Below are 16,816 nucleotides of genomic sequence, written 5' to 3' on the forward strand. Positions count from 1 at the left end.
GTTTCGAGCGCGGAGCGCGGATGCTCTTCTCCTTCCCTAAAATCCAGGTGCTTTTACCTATGATAGCTGCACTATTCGCCGTAGCCCTTTACATCCGCTGCAGCATCGTTTACCTGATTCATGTGACAGCGCTTCTCCCGCTGCTACTGAAGCTGTCAGCGCCACGCTTGATAACTGCGAAGCGCGCGCTCGGGTTAACACCCTTCTTCATTGCATGGGGCATTCTGGTCACGCTTCTGCGCGGCTATAGCCCCCTGCTAATCACGCCTCCCTCGCTGCTGATTTCAACTGCTACACGCTTCGTATCCAATAAGCGCAGCTGGCCTCTCTTAATGCTCACCCTTCCCTTGGCGCTGATTCTCCTGGAGGGTGGCGGCGCAGTAGCAGCGACAATCCACATCGTGCTTTCAACGACAATTCTGTTATTAATCGAGAAATTCGTTCGCACGCTAGAGCGGGAACTTCGGGATTTCGGAGGCCTCGAAGTTTTAATGGCGTACCTCAATTACGCGTTAGGAGGATCGACGGAGCAGCTCGCAGGCCTCCTTACCAGGATTTCCGTCGAGAAACGCGTTCCCGTGTACGCACTCGATCTCTTAGACGATAATGGCGTATGGGGTATCGTAGTCGTGTCGCACGTACACCCGGGACCTTTCCGAAACTTTGGCAGCAGCCTTTTACCACGATTGTTCATCGAGGAAGCACAGCGGGCTGGAATCTTCTGCATGGTACTTCACGGTGCATCAACGCACTCCGAGGACCTAGCGAGGGGGGAGGATGCCATAACACTGGTGAAGCGGGTTCTCGCAGGTTCCGGCGAGACACTCTGCACGGGATCCTCCCTGGGAGTCGCTGAGCGAAGTAACGGCACCCACCGCGCAGTAGCGCTGAGTCTCGAGGAGGGCTGGTCACTGGTAATAGTCGAGAGGGTTGACGGGGGAATGGAAGATGTCCCATTAAGCCTGATGAATGCCATTGGTCCCAAAGTGATACTGGTGGATGCGCACAACAGTTACGAGCAGGTGCGCCCGAGCCCTACACTCGAGCATCCGTTGGGGGCTTCACTCCTGCAATGCGCGGCATCCGCAGTCTCTTCCGCCAGAGAACATGTAACGAGTGGTTGGGTCATCGCCGCAGCACAAAAGCCAGGGCACCTCGGCTCCGAGTTGGGGGGAGCCGGCATAGCCATGCTTCAACTGTCGAGTGAAAGCGGACCAAACCTACTCATCGTATCCTTCGATGCGAACAACATGGTGCGCTCGGTGAGAGACGACCTCTACGATAAACTGCGCGAGCCGAATACAATCGTAATTTTTGCGACAACAGATACGCATGAATTAACGGGTATGAAACCTGGATCCACGTATGATCCACTAGGAGCTAAGCAAGATGCTGATACGTACATTCGTGTTATTAACGAACTCGCCATTGATCGTATGCCGCGAAAACCATTCCGTTACAGATTACGCGTTTTTGAATTCCCGTCGAAGTACTTGGATCTCGATAAACTGCAGAGAATGAGCAAGGTAGTTGAGACGATGCTCGGTAGAGCAATGGCAATCTTTACATTCTGCTTTGCTACTTTCTTTATTCCATTCATACTTCACTAGGAGAATTGGGCAACCGTGATCCCCCTCTTCTTCCACTGGAGCAACTCCACTACATCGTACTGCACTGTAAGAGAAAAGTGAGTAGAGCAGACTATCAAAAGCACTACACGTTGCAGGTGCTCCACTGGAAGAAGAGGGGTGAGTGCTGTTATGCTGGAAGCTTCTGCTTTCTACGAACATAACAGCAGAAAGCGGTCAGAATAATGCGCAACCTAACCCCTCAACTTCTAGTGGAACTAGAAAAAGAGGGAGCATTTTAATGTATTTTGCATTATTCCGGTTTATACTACTCTTTCCCGATATATTGTTGGAAATTTGAAATTGATATGTAAAAAGAGTAGAAATACTGTTTATGCTGCGATGGTCGAAGGTGTAAAATAAACGCCTCTCTTTTATGCGCGCTGACGTAGGATCTTCGTAGATGGCGCCGAAAGTCAAGATCGAGGAGACACTACCCTCCGGTGAGAGGATAACGATTACTCTTGAGGGTAAGGAGGTTTCCAAGACTCGAGTCTTACAGATAATGGAGATGCTCAGCATAATGAGCGGTGGAGGGGTTAGCGAGGAGGCGGCGGATGAAGAAAGCGTGAGCATGAAGGAAAGAGTTTGGAGAATCATACTGGAGCGGTTTGGGGACGGCGCTTGGTTCACACTGAGGGAGCTGCACAGCATTCTAGCTGAAGAAGAGCCAGAGATGAAGATTACGACCTTGGCGTCCTATTTGGCAAAATTTGTTTCGGAGGGGCGACTGATGAAGAAGGGTCAGAAACCGTCGACACTGTACAGGGTTAGGATGGCCGCTGCCAGAGCTAAAGGTTAGGTGCGCGGTAGTCCAGCGAAGAACCGCATTATGTCGCTCCTGGTCACTATGCCGGCAAGGTTCCCCCCCTCAGTGACGAGGACTGCCGGGAATTCGCCGCGTAGAATCTTGATCACGCTGCTCAGCTTCGCGTTTTTCGGCACGATTGGTAGCGGCTCAGACATCACGTCCATAGCTTTCAGCGTGAGAGCCTTCTCGCGATGTTTAAGGAAGGCCTCGACTACGTCGCGCTCGTGAACTGTTCCTACAACGCTTCCGGCTCTATCGAGCACGGGGACCTGAGAGATACCATTGACCCACATGAGCTCGACGATCCGATCCAGCTTCTCGTCAATGTACACGTAGATGACCGGTGAGTGCATCACCCTGTCGACTGTTACCTCCTCCTCGAGGTACTCCTTCAAAGCATTGTAGATCTTCATCAACGTTGATAGACGCGGATTTACCGTACCAGCTTCTAATCTGGCAATAAGTGATTGGCTTACTCCAGCCTTCTTAGCTAGCTCAGCTTGGGTCAAACCGATGCGCTTCCTCAAAGTCTTGAGCTCCTCAGGCGTAATCAGCTCCACGATATAGTATTCGTATATGCACATATAAAAATTCAATCGGGTGCGCATTATTACATTTACACATTAAATCACTATACAATGCAGCTATCTGTGGGATGGTGGGAGAAGGTACACGATAACGGAAGGTGAGGTGTGGTGGGGCCGCCGGGACTTGAACCCGGGTCCCTCCGCGGCGCTTCGCCTACGCGGGCTCCTGGAACGCGAGCTCCCAAGCCGCGCATCCTACCAAGCTGGACTACGGCCCCTGAGCGAGTCGCGAACCCCGAGGTTTAAGCGTTGCGCTTCTAACCCCCTCCCTCTGCACAGCTGCACCCAAACCGTTTTCCGCGGCTTGAGCTGGTCGAGCAAGAAAGGGTAAGACAAAAGAGTAAGGCGTTTCAGCTTCCTCTCACTCGGCTGTCGCGGCTACGTACGCCCTCAACCAGCCCTCTCTCAGCTGGACTAGAACTGCTCATCCCCTCCCCCTCTGGGTTGAAAGAGATGCCCCTGGTTTGAACCCCATCATCCTGAACGCTTGTAGCGCCCCGGCCGGGCTGCTTAGCCGCAAGATTACCCTAAACTCCTTTCCGCAGCCCCCTTAGCATCACGAAGAAGGCTAAGGAGCGGACCCCTCGAGGAAAACCATGAAGGGGGAGATGTGCACCCGGCACGGAACTACTTGAACGCTAGCGTTTCGCCTTCGTGTGGAAAGTAGGTCTGTACGCCAAATTGCCGCTCGACGTAATCGATAAACTTGCGTCCAACTCTATCCTCGCTGTGGACGAGAACTAGGGACGCACCCGGCTTCATGTGCTTAACTGCGCTTAAAAGCTCTCGCCTCCCGCAGTGGGAGGAGAAATCGTACCACTCAATTCTCGCCGCGATGCTCTTATGAAACGTATCTAGCTGAAGAACTCCCTCTTCGAGCAGTTTGCGTGCGGGTGTGTCCCTCATGATGTAGCTGACGAAGAAGACCGCATTGCGCGGATCTTCAAGCATCTCCTTAGCGTAGTGCACGGAGGCACCGCCCTTTAGCATCGCTGCGGGGGAGATTATTACCGAAGTTTTCTCCAGTGCCCTCCTTCTGTCTTCCCAACCATTGACGTGAATGGCCCTTTGTACGGCGCTTTTGAAGAGCGTGGGGTCCCTCAGCTGATCGAGGTTTTCGAGGAGCACTGTGTTCACCCTTCTGGCCATGCCGTCTATGTAGACAGGGTAGCGCACGTTGTGCTTCGCAAGCACGCATAGGATCTCTTGGGCTCTACCGACCGCGAAGGTGGGTATCAGTACGCTGCCTCCGGAATCCAGGACCTCGAGGAGGTCCTGGACGAAGGTTCTTTCGACGGTATCGCGATCCGGATGGTCGAAGGCTGCGTACGTGCCCTCCATCACTACGATGTCGGCATCCTCGAACACCCTCGGGCTTGCACCCTTTAGCAGACAGGTGTCAACAGTGTTAAAGTCTCCGGTGTAGAGCAGTTTGCGGCCCTCCATCTCGATTTCGACCATCAAGCTACCTGGAATGTGACCAGCGTTCCAGAATCTGATTAAAACCCCCTTCTCTTCCACTTCAGCTCCGGGCTCAACGAGGGTAGCTGAGCGAACCATGGTATCGAGTTGCGGAGTCTCGTAGGGCACGTAGTACTTAGAGAGCTTCATGAAATCGCTGATTAGAATCTCAGATAGATCTAGGGTTGTGCGGGTAGCGTATAGCTTTGGGCGTACGGAGATGTACAGGATAGGTACAGCACCGCTGTGGTCCAGGTGGGCGTGCGTTATCACGACCATGTCCAAGTCTGCGGGGCGCACGTGCTGGGGGAACTCCGGTTCGGGTCCGCTTATGTCTACGCCGTAGTCGAGTAGGATCCTGGTACCGCCGCCCTCTACGAGTATAGCGGTCTTCCCAACCCTCCGTCCGCCGCCAAGTATCCTTACCTTTAGCATGTCCGAGCAGCATGATTAGGAGCTTTTTAAAGCTAAGTTCCTTGCTGAAAAACGGTGGTCGCAGGTTAGCTTTCGAGGCAGGACTGGTAGTGCCGTGGAGCTCAGGTGGTGGGTGGATACGGCCATAAAAACAGTTGGGGTAACGGGGGTGCAGGGACGGGCTTTAATCCAAGAGACTCCCTAGTACGTGATAGATGGCGGTAAGCTGTTGGGCTCTGGAGGTACAAACCGGGCTCCAGAACTCTAGGGGTAATTCTCGTAATTTTCGTAGCTGAACGTGTTCGATAACCACAGGATACACACTTGTATCCCTTGTTTCGACCAGCAGACTTCAAGCGCTTGCCACAGACTGGGCATCCCGGGTTCTCCTCTGAAACAAGGGGAGCTGCATGAAGAACCCTGATACACTCGACGTTTAACGTCAAACCTTTTGAGCGAGGCATGAACCCGCCGCAGACCTCAACAATGTCACCATCCTTGAGAAGGCGCGCAACCTTCGTGAGGAAGCCGGTCTCTCTGTAGACAGCGCAGATGGTGCGTCCCGTATCATCGCTCAGGGCAAATACGGTATGGCCACCCGGTAAGGTCTTCGCTTCTCCTGAGACACGACCTCTGACTGTAGCGGAGTCGTAGGGTCTTGCGTGCGCGATCGATTTGCGCTGTGCAAGGTGCTCTCCGGTGGACTGGTTAGTCTTATATATGAGCGCCAGTTGAGCGCTCCACTTCTCCGCCAGCCTGGGAGCGATAGAGGAAAGTACTAGTGGTGTAAAGGAGCGTATCCCAGCTATTACGGGATCAGGGCCTCGGGGGGTGGCTAGTACCCTACCCGAGGAGTAGTCAACGTTCGAGTAGGTGAGGGGCCGTAGCAGTCTATCGAGCTCTACAACGTCTTGCTCTACACTCTTACAGCGCCAGCGTGATGTAAGCGGCCTGTATAGGATTAACTCGTAACTGTAGTAGCTCATGCCGAAGGCTCCTATGCTCGCAGCCGCACCGATAATGCCCCTGCCCTTAGCGTTACCAATCACTCTTGCCCCTATCTTCTCGAGGACCTTTCTGACAGTTTGGGAGGGGATTAGTTCTGAAAGGGCGCGCGAATAGACTTCCTTTAAGGTCCCGACGGGGCCCTCGAGCAGCACAGCCGTTGGGTCAGTTTTGCCGTGCCTATGCGCGAATCTATCCAGGTACTCCTCAACGATCTCCGCGGCTTTGTCGAACTCGGTCGACGTCGTAAGGTGGATCGATACGGCACCGTTGCCGCGCGTCTTAAAGGGTACGTTCGGGTTAAGCCTGACGAGATACGGGAAATCTATGAACTCGTAACCGCGTTTTACAAATTCAGCTACGAGGAGGGCGCCGAGGTATGTTGTACACATTCCCCAAGGGCTGTCGGTGTCATCGATACCTATGTGCAGCTCGGTTGGCACCTTTCGAAGCCCTCCACCGCGACTATGGTTAGCGTGTGTCGGACTTTCTCGATGCGTCTCAACTTATTCGTTACTACTTCTCCCAGAAGCTCTTGCCGATCAACCTTGACCTTGGCGACGACGTCGTATATGCCGAAGACGATGTAAGCTTCAACCACCTCTGGAATTTCCCTGAGCTTCTCCAGCACCTCCCTTTCGGTACCGACTTCAGTATTAATCAAAACGTAAGCTACCGGCACAATTATCCTGCTAAAACCCAGCTATATTAACTCTATCAATGGCGGGGTCGTCAGCCGGCCATAGCCCGCCTTCTGTTTTAGCGGGATCCATCTTTGGCCCGCCCGGGTCTCGGTGCAGGGCTTCATAGACCCCATACGGCCCTTCAAACCGCGGGTCGGCCGTTTCAACCTCCCCCCACATTCATCAGCAGGGAAACCCCCGTTGCCGGGGGCTTACTGCCTCATCTTCATCAGAGTGGGGAGGGTGACGTTTCTGTGCCGTTGCCTGGGGATTCCCCCCACCGCTTTGCAGCGGCGCGGTCCTGCAGGCTCGGCGGAGCTTCCTCAGACCCCTCTGCGGGGTCCGACGCCCGCTCACCGGCTGACGACCGAATTTCTAGCTCTTTATGGAGTGATAAACCTATCGGTGGAAAGCAAGACCCTCGTACCATCGGAAGCGCTTTCAAAAAGCTGTAGCTTCATGGTATGAGAAGCTCATCATGATCAAGTATGCGTAGAGCTGGGGATGTAAATGCTTAAAAGCCCGAAATACCTTATTTCCCGCCCGGCGGGGTAAGCCCTGGGGGGCTGCCCCTCCCCCGAGCCGCAAACGGGGCATACGGCGGGGGGCGTCAACTCCGAGGAGTGGTGCGTGCGTCACGCCGTCGGCTGCGCCCTAACCAGCGATGAGCACCGGTCCCCGCGGACGGTGTCTGGTGGTAGGCTCCTCGGAGGGGGAGCTGAACCACGAACCGCCGAACCGGGTTAGGCCCGGAAGGGAGCGGCCCTAAGGCGGGGGCACCGTGTTGCGGGGGGTGCCGGTGTAAGCTGGAAGGTGCAGAGGCGGCGTGATGGCACGTGCTTCCTCGGGGGATGCCGCCGGGCGCTATTCGTTGAGACCGCTTATGAGGCAGGGACAGAGTGGAGGGAAGAAAAGTAAGAAAGAAGAAATAGAATTTTAATTTGACAAAAAAAGATTGTTATTCCTTAATCAAATTCGGTTTCTTTTTCCTCTTTCTTCTCTTCCTTTTTCTCCTTCTCTTTCTCTTCGAGTTTGGAGGCGGCGATGATATCGTCGATCCTGAGTATCATTATGGCTGCTTCGGTCGCCGCCTTAATTGCTTGCAGCTTGACGGAGAGAGGCTCTACAACCCCGAGGGACCACATATCGGCAACCTTGCCCTCGAAGACGTCGACTCCGTACTTCCAGCCGTCCGGTTTTTCATGGGCTGCGCGCAGCTCGGCGAGTATGTCGATGGGATCTAGACCCGAGTTCTCGGCGAGTGTCCTCGGGATTGACTCGAGAGCGTTCGCGAACGCCTCGATCGCGAGCTGCTCTCTACCCCCAACTTTGGATGCGTAGATCCTCAGCTCCTTGGCTAACTCTGCTTCAGGGGCTCCGCCCCCCGGCAGGATGTAGGGTTCCTCAATCACGTCTGAGACAACGCTAAGGGCGTCGACCAAGTTTCTTTCGGCCTCGTCTACGGCCCTCTCGAGGCCGCCCCTGACTAGGATGCTGACGGCTTTGGGGTTGGGGCAGCCTTCGACGAATACCATCTTCTCGTCAGCCACCTTCCTCTCCTCAACCAGCTCCGCATAGCCCAGCACGTCGGGGCTGAGCTCCTCAATCTTGGTCACGATTTTGCCTCCGGTGGCTCGCGCCAGCTTCTCCATATCGCTCTTCTTCACCCTCCTAACCGCTAGGATGCCAGCCTTCGCCAAGTAGTACTGAGCCAGATCGTCAATACCCTTCTGGCAAATCACCACATTCGCACCAGCAGCCTTAATCTTCTCCACCATGTCTCTTAATAGCCTGGCCTCCTCATCGAGGAACATCTTCATCTGCTCTGGACTGTTGATCCTGATCTCGGCGTCAATCTCCGTCTTCTCCACTTCGAGTGGAGCGTCGATCAAAGCGATCCTAGCCTTCTCAATCCTTTTCGGCATGTCGGGGTGCACGACCTCCTTGTCTATGATGACCCCGTAGACAAGCTGGGTATCAAGGAATGATCCACCCTTTTTCTTAATTAACTGTATGTGGTCGATGTCAGCGACGATCTTCTCGTCGCGTTTCTCCGCTATCTGCTTCACTGCCTTAACTGCGATTTCCGCTAGGTAATCCCTGAACGCTGCTACGGCTTTGCCCCTCATCGAAGTCATCGCCACTTTCTTCAGTGTTTCGTCGTCATTGATGTCGACCTTAACAGCGATCCTTCTTAGCACCTCGCTGGCCTTCTCGAGCGCCTTCTTGTAGCCAGCCACGATAACGGTCGGATGTATGTTCTTCTCTAGCAGCTTTTCAGCCTCCTTGATTAACTCGCCAGTAATTATAACCGTTGTAGTCGTTCCGTCGCCCACCTCGTCGTCTTGGGCTTTCGCAATTTCGACCAGCAATTTCGCGACAGGGTGCTGAACGTCCATTTCGTCGAGGACTGTTGCTCCGTCGTTCGTAATCGTGATATCGCCCAGGCTATCGATCAGCATCTTGTCCATTCCCCTCGGGCCTAAAGTCGTCTTGACGGTTTCCGCGATAGCCTTCGCAACCATGAAGTTCAGCATCATTGCTTCGCGCCCTGTTCTTCGCGAGGTTCCTTCTTTCAGGACAAGTACTGGTACACCACCGATCTGTGCTAACTGTGCAGTTTGAGCCGCCATAGTTCCTCGGCGGGTGGGTTTATCATTTCTATATATACATTTTGCTACATTTTGTCGAAAACTTGTCGACATTTAGTTTAATGGCTTAAGAGAGGGAATCCTCTCCTAGAAAACCCTGCACCCTGGAAAGCACAACCTTTAGCGCTATATCAATGTCCTCCGCTTTGACTGTGTGCCTGTTAGCGTGGCGCGCCATGTCAACCGAAACGCGTGCAATTTCCCTTGCAAATTTCTCAACGATTCCACGGAGCCTCATAGCGGCGTCTTCACTGACCCTGTACCCTCCTTCTTGGTGAATTATCCTCTCGATGGGTGCCAGTGGAATTTCGTAGGATCCCTTGCCTCTCCTACCCACAAGGCAGCGTAGTATTGACCCATGAAAAACCTTACGTGAGGTAAGCGCTTACCACCCCCAATTTTCGATGTCTGGCTCGTTAAACAACCAGAGGCTAGCTCTACTGCTCTTCAAGGCTGCAAAGATGAATCATCTAGGGTGGTTGCTGTAACGCAATGCTTATAATCGCTTTGCCGGTGAGGGGATCGCAAAGCTTAGCAGCTGCGGTGTTCAGATGCTAGGAGAAGATCCAGCGCTTCTGAGGGCGAAGCTCGAGGACCTAAAGAGTAGGTTGAAATCCCTAGAAAAGGAGATAGAAGAGTTAAGAAATAATAGAGATTCCTTGAATGAAGAAGTGAAGAATATATCTGTATCAATAAGGCAATTAACTGTAGAGTATAGAAGCTTAAAAGAGGAGTACCTGAAGCTCAAGAGTTTAAAGGATGAGATCTTCAACGAGGTGCAGAAGCTAAAAAGCGAGCGGAGTCAATTAAGGGAGGATGTAGCTGCGCTAAGCGGTGAACTGAGCATATTGATGAATGAGGTGAAAAATCTTCGCGAAATAATGGGTCGAAGGAGGGCCGACGTTTTCGAGCTTAGAGAGAGGTTAGAGAAGCTTGAGTGGGAGTACCAGACGCGGCCTCTAGAGCCCGAGGAAGAGAAGAGCTTCGTTGAAAGGATCCGTGACACAGAGACCCTGCTCAGAGCTGCAGAAAGGTATAACGAGTGCCTAAACCGTATACGCAGTCTAAGGACGTTGGTATCGGAGAAGAGGAAGCGGATAAACGAATTAAATTCTAGAATCAAAGAGTTGTCGCAAAAGTATCTTGAAGTTAAGACAAAGTTTACAGAGGTAAGAAGTAAAGCGAATGAAGTGCGATCTAAGTTAAGCGAATTGATAGAAAAGAAGGAAGCATTAAGAAGGAAAGCTGACGAATATCATAACAAATTACACGAGAAATTCGACGAACTGAAGAAGGTTAAGGAGGACATCGAGAGGACGGCCATACTGCTAAAGGCGGCTGAGCTATCGCAAGTACTAAGCCGCAGGCGTATGGAGTTGTACGAGCATGCTTTGAAGATACTTGAGAAGTATAAGCAAGGTGAAAGACTTACGCTCGATGAATTTAAGTTGCTCATGGAATTCGGCTTGCTTGAACATGCTGCGACTTCAGGTGGCTCTTGACCTTACGGATCTAGAAAAAGCCTTATCGGTGGCTTCGAGAGTAGCTGAAGCATGCGATCACAAGTTGATCCTACTGGAAGCGGGAACACCGTTGATTAAAGCCTTCGGGATGACGGCTGTTCGGCGGTTAGCTGAGGAGTTCAGCGATATACCAGTGGTGGCCGATATGAAGATCGCGGATGTGGGCGACCTGGAGGCTGAGCTGGCAATATCGAGTGGGGCTAGCTACGTCACGGTTCTGGCGCAGGCCAGCGACGAAACGATAGCCTCCGCTGTGGAGGCAGCTCACCGGCTTGGAGGTAAGGTAATTGTGGACTTGATGGCTGTGCTGAAGGATCCAATCTCTCGAACGGTCGATCTGCTCAGGATGGGTATTGATGCTGTGTGCTATCACGTGCCGATAGACGTTCAAAGAGCGCGGGGGGTTGGAGCCGGGAGCTCCATTGGTGTAGTAAGGGTGCTTAAAGCAGTCGGGGTTGGGGAAGTCGGAGTGGCTGGAGGCATTACACCTGAGACTGCGAAAGCGTTAGTCAAAGCCGGCGCTGATGTGCTGGTAGTGGGAAGGTACGTGTATTCTTCTACAGACCCGGGACAGGCTGCCCAGAGTATTCTGGCTAGTTGTACTACCAATCGTTAGCTAGTTCTTATTCTCTCGCCATGCTCAACTATCCTACTCTCTATATCCTCTAAGAACATTTGGAGGGCCTTTAGTCTACTTTCAAGTTTATTTTTAATTTCAATGAGTTTCTCTTTATCACTTTTCTTCTCCTCCTCGCTCGCAATGCCTAACATTATTTCTACATCTATTTTCTCTAGATCCTCGTTGACGGCTCTCAATAAGCTACTCACCTTGGAGATTCTCTCGAGGAGTTTCACCTTAATCTTCTCCCACCCTTCCATTACTCGCTTCACTCTGTTCGAGTAGTCGCTCCAGAGGTTATCCAATTCGTCTAGCTCCCTTTCAAGCTCGCGCCGTGCCTCAAGCTCGGAAGGCAAAAGCGCGTCCTCGCTCATAGTGCTTCACCGGATATCTGCTCGAGACGTTTAATCCTCTCCTCGAGCTCCCTCTTCATACGCTCGTAGACTTCGCGGCTAACCTTCCCCTCTTTGAATAACTGCTCGAGTTTCATCAGGCCTAGACGGAGCTTCCCTATCTCCGGCTTGGCTTCGGAGACTTTCACACGCTGAATGTGGGGTGTGACGAGGCGCTCAGCGTTCTTGAGGGCTATCTCGAGATCCTCCCTTCTTTTCCGGTAGTCGTTCAAATTGGATTCCACCTCTCTCTTAAGCTCCTCATAGGCTGCTGGCGATATCCTCCCCGCGTCCAGGAGCGATTTGAGGTTGCTGAGCAGCTTCTCGTACATGCTGGCTACCTCGCTCAACGCTCGAACCGCATGAGTGCCGGTCATGCTTACTTCCTCCCACATCTTGACCAACCTGCGGGCTCCCTCTTCATAGGAGGCCCATTTTTCGTTCAATTGTACTGCTAGAGCCTCGACAGTCCTCAGTTCCTCGATAACCTTTTCCTCAAGCTCTTCAGCGCCCTTCTCAGCCAACGGACGCTCAAGGGCTTGCGTTTCAGCACGAGTTGGTACTTCCTCCGGCGGGAGAGGACGTTCGACAGGAGGGTGCATAACGGCTGCTGGCCCTGCTCTAATCGTTGCTCGTTCGGCGTAGAATTGGCATTCCCTATAGTTAGCTAGGCAGGGCATTAAACCGGGGTCTACTCGACCCCCCAGCACTTCACACACAAACCTGCCTTCGCGATCCCTGAACAAGTACGGGCATACACTGCTCAATTCGGCTCGGCAAATTAGCCTAAGATCGCTTTTAGCTTTAACGTTGCGAAAGCTTCAGCTCGACGCTGGGCTTAACTCTCTTCGGCCAGGAAATACCTTTTACTCCTACGCTCACACTGAAGCATGTGAAACGAGTAATAACACTGAAAGACGCGTTGCGAGACTTCCTAAGGGACTCTGGATTGAGCCTGTCAGACCTACTTTCAGTAATGGATGAGGATCCTCGCGGGATAATCGAATCTCTACTCAGGAGGGTCGATATCAGCGAGGAGGAAGCCGCACAACTAGAGCGGCGGTACTCGCCACGGCAATTAAACCTCTTGATACTTGTTCTCCACATTTTCTACTATAGCAACCCGAGCGGCTACTATAAGGGCTACTTAATATACCCACCGAGGGATCTTGTGGTAGGAACTACAGGAAAAATCACGCGAGAGGGGTTGTATCTGATATTAAGAAGCTTAGGATTAACGCCTGGACTGGGTGCCTGAGTGAGTAGGAGCATGAAGCGTGGCGCCGGGGCCGGGATTCGAACCCGGGAGCCCCTAAAGGGGCACCGGCTCTCCCGACTAATTGGTCTCAAGGCCGGCGCCTTGGTCCACTCGGCCACCCCGGCGCGATTACGATCATTGGTGCTTTTTAAGCTGATCGGAGCGCAGACGGCATTGAACGGGTCTCGTAAAAGGTCTATTAATGAATTAGATAGTTTATAGGCTAAATAAAAAGGGTTATTTTTAACTTCTACTTAATCTCTATTTCAACTCTCACAGTCTTTGGCACGCGGATCCTCATTAATTGCCTCATTGCTCGCTCGTCAGCGTCCATGTCGATCACCCTCTTGTGAATCCTCATTTCCCAATGATCGAAAGTGTGGTAACCCTGACCGCTGGGGGCTTTACGCACAGTGACTAGCAGCCGCTTCGTGGGGAGTGGTATAGGTCCCCGCATTCGAACGCCGGTCTTCTTAGCGATATTCTTTATCTCCTCACAGACAGAGTTAAGGTCTTCGACAGAGGTACTGGAGAGTTTAATGCGTACGATGCGAGGCATCGCGTCTAACCTCGGCTTTACTGCACTTTGGCTGGAACTACGTCGATTACGACGCCAGCGGCTATTGTTCTACCGGAGTCTCTTATTGCAAATCGACCTAGCTGCGGCAGATCGGAGTACTTCTCCACTACGACAGGTTTCAAAGGCTTGAATCTAACGATAGCTGCGTCACCCTGCTTGATGAAAGCGGGGTTCTCTTCCACGGCAGCGCCGGTCCTTGGATCAAGTTTCTTCTCGATGGCCGCGAATCTGACTGGTACAGTTGCTGTGTGGATATGGAGAACCGGTGTGTAGCCAGCGGCGATAGCTGTGGGATGGTAGAGCACGAATATCCTGCCAACAAACTCTTCAGCTACCGTTGGTGGGTTAGTGGGGTGTCCAGCTACATCGCCCCTCTTGAGCTGTGCGCGTTCAACACCTTTAACGTTGAAGCCTATGTTGTCGCCGGGAATCGCCTGATCAATCCTCGTGTGGTGGGTTTCAATGGATTTCACCTCACCCTTCACGTTGGGCGGCATGAAGACCACCACGTCGTTGACCTTAAGGACGCCGGTTTCCACCCTACCCACCGGTACCGTGCCCACTCCCTTGATGGAGTACACGTCCTGAATCGGGATTCTAAGAGGCTTATCGATGGGTCTCGCGGGCTCTTCAAAAGAGTCGAAGGCCTCCAACAGTGTGGGACCGTTATACCACGGTGTTTTATCTTTGTTCAGCTTGGTTATGTTAACACCCTCCCACGCGGAGACGGGGATGAAATGCACCTTGTTTATGTTGTAACCGACCATTCTGAGGAGCCTGCTAACTCCGTTCTTCACTTCCTCGTATCTCTGCTGGCTGTAGTTGACTGTGTCCATCTTGTTGATGGCGACCATTATCTGGTCGACGCCCATTGTCTTGGCCAGGAACGCGTGCTCCCGCGTCTGGCCGCCAGGGCTCATGCCAGCCTCGTACTCGCCCTCCTTAGCGCTGACGACCAGCAACGCGCAATCAGCCTGGCTGGCGCCCGTGACCATGTTTTTAACGAAGTCCCTGTGCCCTGGCGCGTCGATAAGGGTGAAGAAGTATTTATTAGTTTCGAACTTGTAGAAACCTAGGTCGATTGTAATACCCCTTTCCCTCTCTTCCTTCAACCTGTCGAGAACCCAAGCAAACTTGAAAGTCTCTTTACCTAACTTTTTCGCCTCCTCCTCGTACTCTCTAATGGTTCGCTCGTCGACAACACCCAGTTCGTAGAGAAACCTGCCCATCAGCGTTGATTTGCCGTGGTCGATGTGCCCGATAACCACTAAGTTAAGATGAGGCTTCTTCTGTGCGCTTGCAGAGCTCATACTCCCACCTTTGCAGTGAATGCCTTTAACATTCGTTTATAAAGTTTCTCTCGACCGCAGCTGAGTAAGGATCTCTAAGTCAGTTATAGCGTGTAGCTACCCGTGGGACTGTTTTCCGGCTGTGAATGCCTGATGCAAAAGCGACGCGATTCTATCGAGAAGCGCGTTCGCCCAAATGGCGTTTGCGATAAACCAAGCGGAGAATGTAATCTGCGTGTAACCCCACGGTGCAGGGGCGAGTGCGACGACCGGGTCGCCGGTCACCCTCCAAAGCAGTGTGAGGAGAATGGGCCATGCAACAATAGATACGGCCGACGCCTTCATCCTCTCGAGGTCGGCCTCCCTCCTCAACTTATCTATCCTAGCTTGCTCCCTCTGCACGCGTTCGTAAAGCTTCATATCGCGGCTCTGAATAGCCCTTCGCCTTCGCTCCTCCCACGACTTGACTTCAGCCTCTATCTTCTCCAGCTTTGCTCTATTGATGACCAGGCGGCTTACAGCCCTCAACAGTGCGAAGAGAGCATAGATCAGGGCTGTAGCCGCGATCACGGAAAAACTCCCACTAAAGAGTTCGCCCACCTGCACGCACCTCTCAGCCTTCAAAGTTTTTAAAGCTGGAGTAGGGCACCTCGCGATGCCGAGGCCATCGATAAGGAGAAGCAAGTGGAAGCTCGTGCGCACGCCTGGTGGTAGGTTGGCGTTGCACGTAGTCGATAAGAGGCACGACTACCCCAAGTGCGCCCTATGCAAGCGTCCGCTGCATGGCTTCCCCAAGATGACGTCGAGGGAAGAGCGGAGGGGTCATAGGCCCCCCACCCGGATTTACGGCGGCTATCTGTGCCCCACATGCCTGAAGGTTGCGCTGAAATCAGCCGTCGATGCTTTATACACATCAAGGTAGAGTCATGAGGCGCTTAACGGTAGCGGTCAGCGGTAAACCCGGGACCGGCAAGACGACCTATGCCAGGCACATTGCTCAGGTTTTCAACCTGAGGTACGTTTCGAGCGGAGAGCTGTTTAGGCGAATCGCTCAGGAGAGGGGCATCGATTTGGTTGAACTCCACAGGCTGGCTGAGTTGGACGAGAGTATTGATAGGGAGGTTGACGCGCGTGCTCTCAAAGAGGCTGAGCGAGGAGGAGTCGTCGTAGAGGGTCACTTAGCTGCGTGGCTCCTACGCGAACACGCGGACTTGAAGATAGTGCTCGTGGCCCCTTTAGAGGTGAGGGTCGAAAGAGTCGCGAAAAGGGAGGCTAAATCTATCGTTGAGGTCGAGAAGGAGGTGCGAACAAGGGAGTTGAGCAATAGAGCTAGGGCTCTCAAGTATTATGGAGTCGATATAGAGGATCTTTCAATAGCAGATATCGTGATCAATACAGCAGCTCTCGACGTAGAAGGGGTAAAAAGAGTGCTGGAAACCTTCGTGAGAGAATACTTGCGACTGCACCCTGATAAAGCCTGACGCTAGCACGAATTGATCACGCACCTGTCAGCAGAGTCGCGAGCCGTCCCTGAACCTTGAGTTGGAGATGCTGAGCTCGAGGTCATCGTTTTCGTCTCAAAAGTGTAGCCTTGATTGAGCTTGGCTGGTGCGACCACGGTCCTAGGAGATACGTGCGAAGTAGCTAGGACAATTCTCTGTTAGGGAAAGATGGTCAAAGCTGAACCGGAGCCCCTCCCCCTATGGGGAACTGCGCTGGCAGCAACGCCGGCAGCACCATCACTCCCCCTCCCCTATAGGGAAAGTTCGTATCCCCGACCCTCAGTCGCTCGAGGGCTGCGGCTACGTACGCCCTCAGCCACCCCCCTCTCAGCTGGATTAAGACTGCGCGCCGCTCCCCGCGCGTGAACGCTATACTCCCCGGCACCAGCTTGGCTAGCATGAACGCCTCAAGA

19 protein-coding genes, 2 tRNA genes and 2 other RNA genes are annotated in these 16,816 nt (G+C 52.9%); 8 read left to right on the top strand and 15 right to left on the bottom strand.

Features of this window, described 5'->3' with window-relative positions:
* Nucleotides 1-1,610: DUF2070 family protein (locus QXF46_07650; GenBank protein MEM0226738.1), on the top strand; the 1,610-nt coding region annotated here is incomplete at its 5' end.
* A 421-nt stretch (nucleotides 1,611-2,031) separates the two neighbouring features.
* Complete coding sequence (locus QXF46_07655) at nucleotides 2,032-2,430, top strand: hypothetical protein (GenBank protein ID MEM0226739.1); 399 nt, start codon at nucleotides 2,032-2,034, stop codon at nucleotides 2,428-2,430.
* Here the strand turns inward: QXF46_07655 and QXF46_07660 are convergent.
* The 6 genes from QXF46_07660 to rnpB form a co-directional block, all read right to left on the bottom strand.
* Nucleotides 2,427-2,999, bottom strand: a complete 573-nt coding sequence (locus QXF46_07660) for a CBS domain-containing protein (GenBank protein ID MEM0226740.1) — start codon at nucleotides 2,997-2,999, stop codon at nucleotides 2,427-2,429. The genes QXF46_07655 and QXF46_07660 overlap by 4 nt on opposite strands.
* Before the next feature lie 133 nt (nucleotides 3,000-3,132).
* Nucleotides 3,133-3,244, bottom strand: a tRNA-Pro gene (locus QXF46_07665).
* Between the two features lie 409 nt (nucleotides 3,245-3,653).
* Nucleotides 3,654-4,922, bottom strand: a complete 1,269-nt coding sequence (locus tag QXF46_07670) for an MBL fold metallo-hydrolase (GenBank protein MEM0226741.1) — start codon at nucleotides 4,920-4,922, stop codon at nucleotides 3,654-3,656.
* Nucleotides 4,923-5,023: 101 nt separating this feature from the next.
* The gene (locus tag QXF46_07675) at nucleotides 5,024-6,349 is read right to left on the bottom strand and encodes a tRNA(Ile)(2)-agmatinylcytidine synthase (GenBank protein MEM0226742.1); all 1,326 of its coding nucleotides are present in this window, start codon (nucleotides 6,347-6,349) and stop codon (nucleotides 5,024-5,026) included.
* The gene (locus tag QXF46_07680) at nucleotides 6,328-6,588 is read right to left on the bottom strand and encodes an Lrp/AsnC ligand binding domain-containing protein (protein MEM0226743.1); all 261 of its coding nucleotides are present in this window, start codon (nucleotides 6,586-6,588) and stop codon (nucleotides 6,328-6,330) included. Before QXF46_07680 ends, QXF46_07675 begins: the two co-directional genes overlap by 22 nt.
* Nucleotides 6,589-6,637: 49 nt before the next feature.
* An RNA gene (rnpB, locus tag QXF46_07685) (RNase P RNA component) lies at nucleotides 6,638-6,954 on the bottom strand.
* Between the two features lie 179 nt (nucleotides 6,955-7,133).
* On the opposite strand from rnpB, the gene ffs reads away from it, so the two are divergent.
* An RNA gene (gene ffs, locus QXF46_07690) (signal recognition particle sRNA) lies at nucleotides 7,134-7,449 on the top strand.
* 105 nt (nucleotides 7,450-7,554) lie between these two features.
* Here the strand turns inward: ffs and thsB are convergent.
* Together thsB and QXF46_07700 are read right to left on the bottom strand one after the other, a co-directional pair.
* Complete coding sequence (gene thsB, locus QXF46_07695) at nucleotides 7,555-9,222, bottom strand: thermosome subunit beta (GenBank protein ID MEM0226744.1); 1,668 nt, start codon at nucleotides 9,220-9,222, stop codon at nucleotides 7,555-7,557.
* Between the two features lie 85 nt (nucleotides 9,223-9,307).
* Entirely contained in the window at nucleotides 9,308-9,577 is a 270-nt protein-coding gene (locus tag QXF46_07700; protein MEM0226745.1) for an NFYB/HAP3 family transcription factor subunit, read from the bottom strand.
* 214 nt (nucleotides 9,578-9,791) lie between these two features.
* Here QXF46_07700 and QXF46_07705 point away from each other — a divergent pair, with 214 nt between their 5' ends.
* Together QXF46_07705 and QXF46_07710 are read left to right on the top strand one after the other, a co-directional pair.
* Nucleotides 9,792-10,742 carry a hypothetical protein gene (locus QXF46_07705; protein MEM0226746.1) on the top strand — a complete coding sequence of 317 codons (951 nt, stop codon included), beginning with the start codon at nucleotides 9,792-9,794 and terminating at the stop codon, nucleotides 10,740-10,742.
* A gap of 28 nt (nucleotides 10,743-10,770) precedes the next feature.
* A complete protein-coding gene (locus tag QXF46_07710) occupies nucleotides 10,771-11,379 on the top strand; it encodes an orotidine 5'-phosphate decarboxylase / HUMPS family protein (protein ID MEM0226747.1) in 609 nt (202 codons plus the stop codon).
* On the opposite strand, the gene QXF46_07715 is transcribed toward QXF46_07710, so the two are convergent.
* Together QXF46_07715 and QXF46_07720 are read right to left on the bottom strand one after the other, a co-directional pair.
* A complete protein-coding gene (locus QXF46_07715) occupies nucleotides 11,376-11,756 on the bottom strand; it encodes a hypothetical protein (GenBank protein MEM0226748.1) in 381 nt (126 codons plus the stop codon). The two genes, QXF46_07710 and QXF46_07715, sit on opposite strands and share 4 nt — an antisense overlap.
* Nucleotides 11,753-12,541, bottom strand: coding sequence for a hypothetical protein (locus tag QXF46_07720; protein ID MEM0226749.1), 789 nt, complete (start codon nucleotides 12,539-12,541; stop codon nucleotides 11,753-11,755). Before QXF46_07720 ends, QXF46_07715 begins: the two co-directional genes overlap by 4 nt.
* Before the next feature lie 125 nt (nucleotides 12,542-12,666).
* Between QXF46_07720 and QXF46_07725 the strand changes: the two genes are divergently transcribed.
* Nucleotides 12,667-13,032, top strand: a complete 366-nt coding sequence (locus QXF46_07725; protein MEM0226750.1) for a hypothetical protein — start codon at nucleotides 12,667-12,669, stop codon at nucleotides 13,030-13,032.
* A 20-nt stretch (nucleotides 13,033-13,052) separates the two neighbouring features.
* Here QXF46_07725 and QXF46_07730 read toward each other — a convergent pair.
* The 4 genes from QXF46_07730 to QXF46_07745 all read right to left on the bottom strand — a co-directional run bounded on the left by QXF46_07730 (nucleotide 13,053) and on the right by QXF46_07745 (nucleotide 15,507).
* Nucleotides 13,053-13,157 (bottom strand) — tRNA-Ser (locus QXF46_07730).
* Between the two features lie 125 nt (nucleotides 13,158-13,282).
* Entirely contained in the window at nucleotides 13,283-13,591 is a 309-nt protein-coding gene (rpsJ, locus tag QXF46_07735) for a 30S ribosomal protein S10 (GenBank protein MEM0226751.1), read from the bottom strand.
* Nucleotides 13,592-13,608: 17 nt separating this feature from the next.
* A complete protein-coding gene (gene tuf / locus QXF46_07740) occupies nucleotides 13,609-14,922 on the bottom strand; it encodes a translation elongation factor EF-1 subunit alpha (GenBank protein ID MEM0226752.1) in 1,314 nt (437 codons plus the stop codon).
* A gap of 96 nt (nucleotides 14,923-15,018) precedes the next feature.
* Nucleotides 15,019-15,507: a hypothetical protein gene (locus QXF46_07745; protein MEM0226753.1), complete on the bottom strand. Its 489-nt coding sequence runs from the start codon at nucleotides 15,505-15,507 to the stop codon at nucleotides 15,019-15,021.
* Nucleotides 15,508-15,556: 49 nt separating this feature from the next.
* Here QXF46_07745 and QXF46_07750 point away from each other — a divergent pair, with 49 nt between their 5' ends.
* On the top strand, nucleotides 15,557-15,823 hold the full coding sequence (locus QXF46_07750) for a hypothetical protein (GenBank protein ID MEM0226754.1): 267 nt from the start codon (nucleotides 15,557-15,559) through the stop codon (nucleotides 15,821-15,823).
* A 4-nt stretch (nucleotides 15,824-15,827) separates the two neighbouring features.
* Nucleotides 15,828-16,382 carry an AAA family ATPase gene (locus tag QXF46_07755; GenBank protein ID MEM0226755.1) on the top strand — a complete coding sequence of 185 codons (555 nt, stop codon included), beginning with the start codon at nucleotides 15,828-15,830 and terminating at the stop codon, nucleotides 16,380-16,382.
* 193 nt (nucleotides 16,383-16,575) lie between these two features.
* Here QXF46_07755 and QXF46_07760 read toward each other — a convergent pair.
* The coding region (locus tag QXF46_07760; GenBank protein MEM0226756.1) for a hypothetical protein at nucleotides 16,576-16,816 on the bottom strand (241 nt) is incomplete at its 5' end.

It is taken from the genome of Thermofilaceae archaeon, assembly GCA_038731975.1.
In the GTDB taxonomy this organism is placed as follows: Archaea; Thermoproteota; Thermoprotei; order Thermofilales; family Thermofilaceae; genus JANXEW01.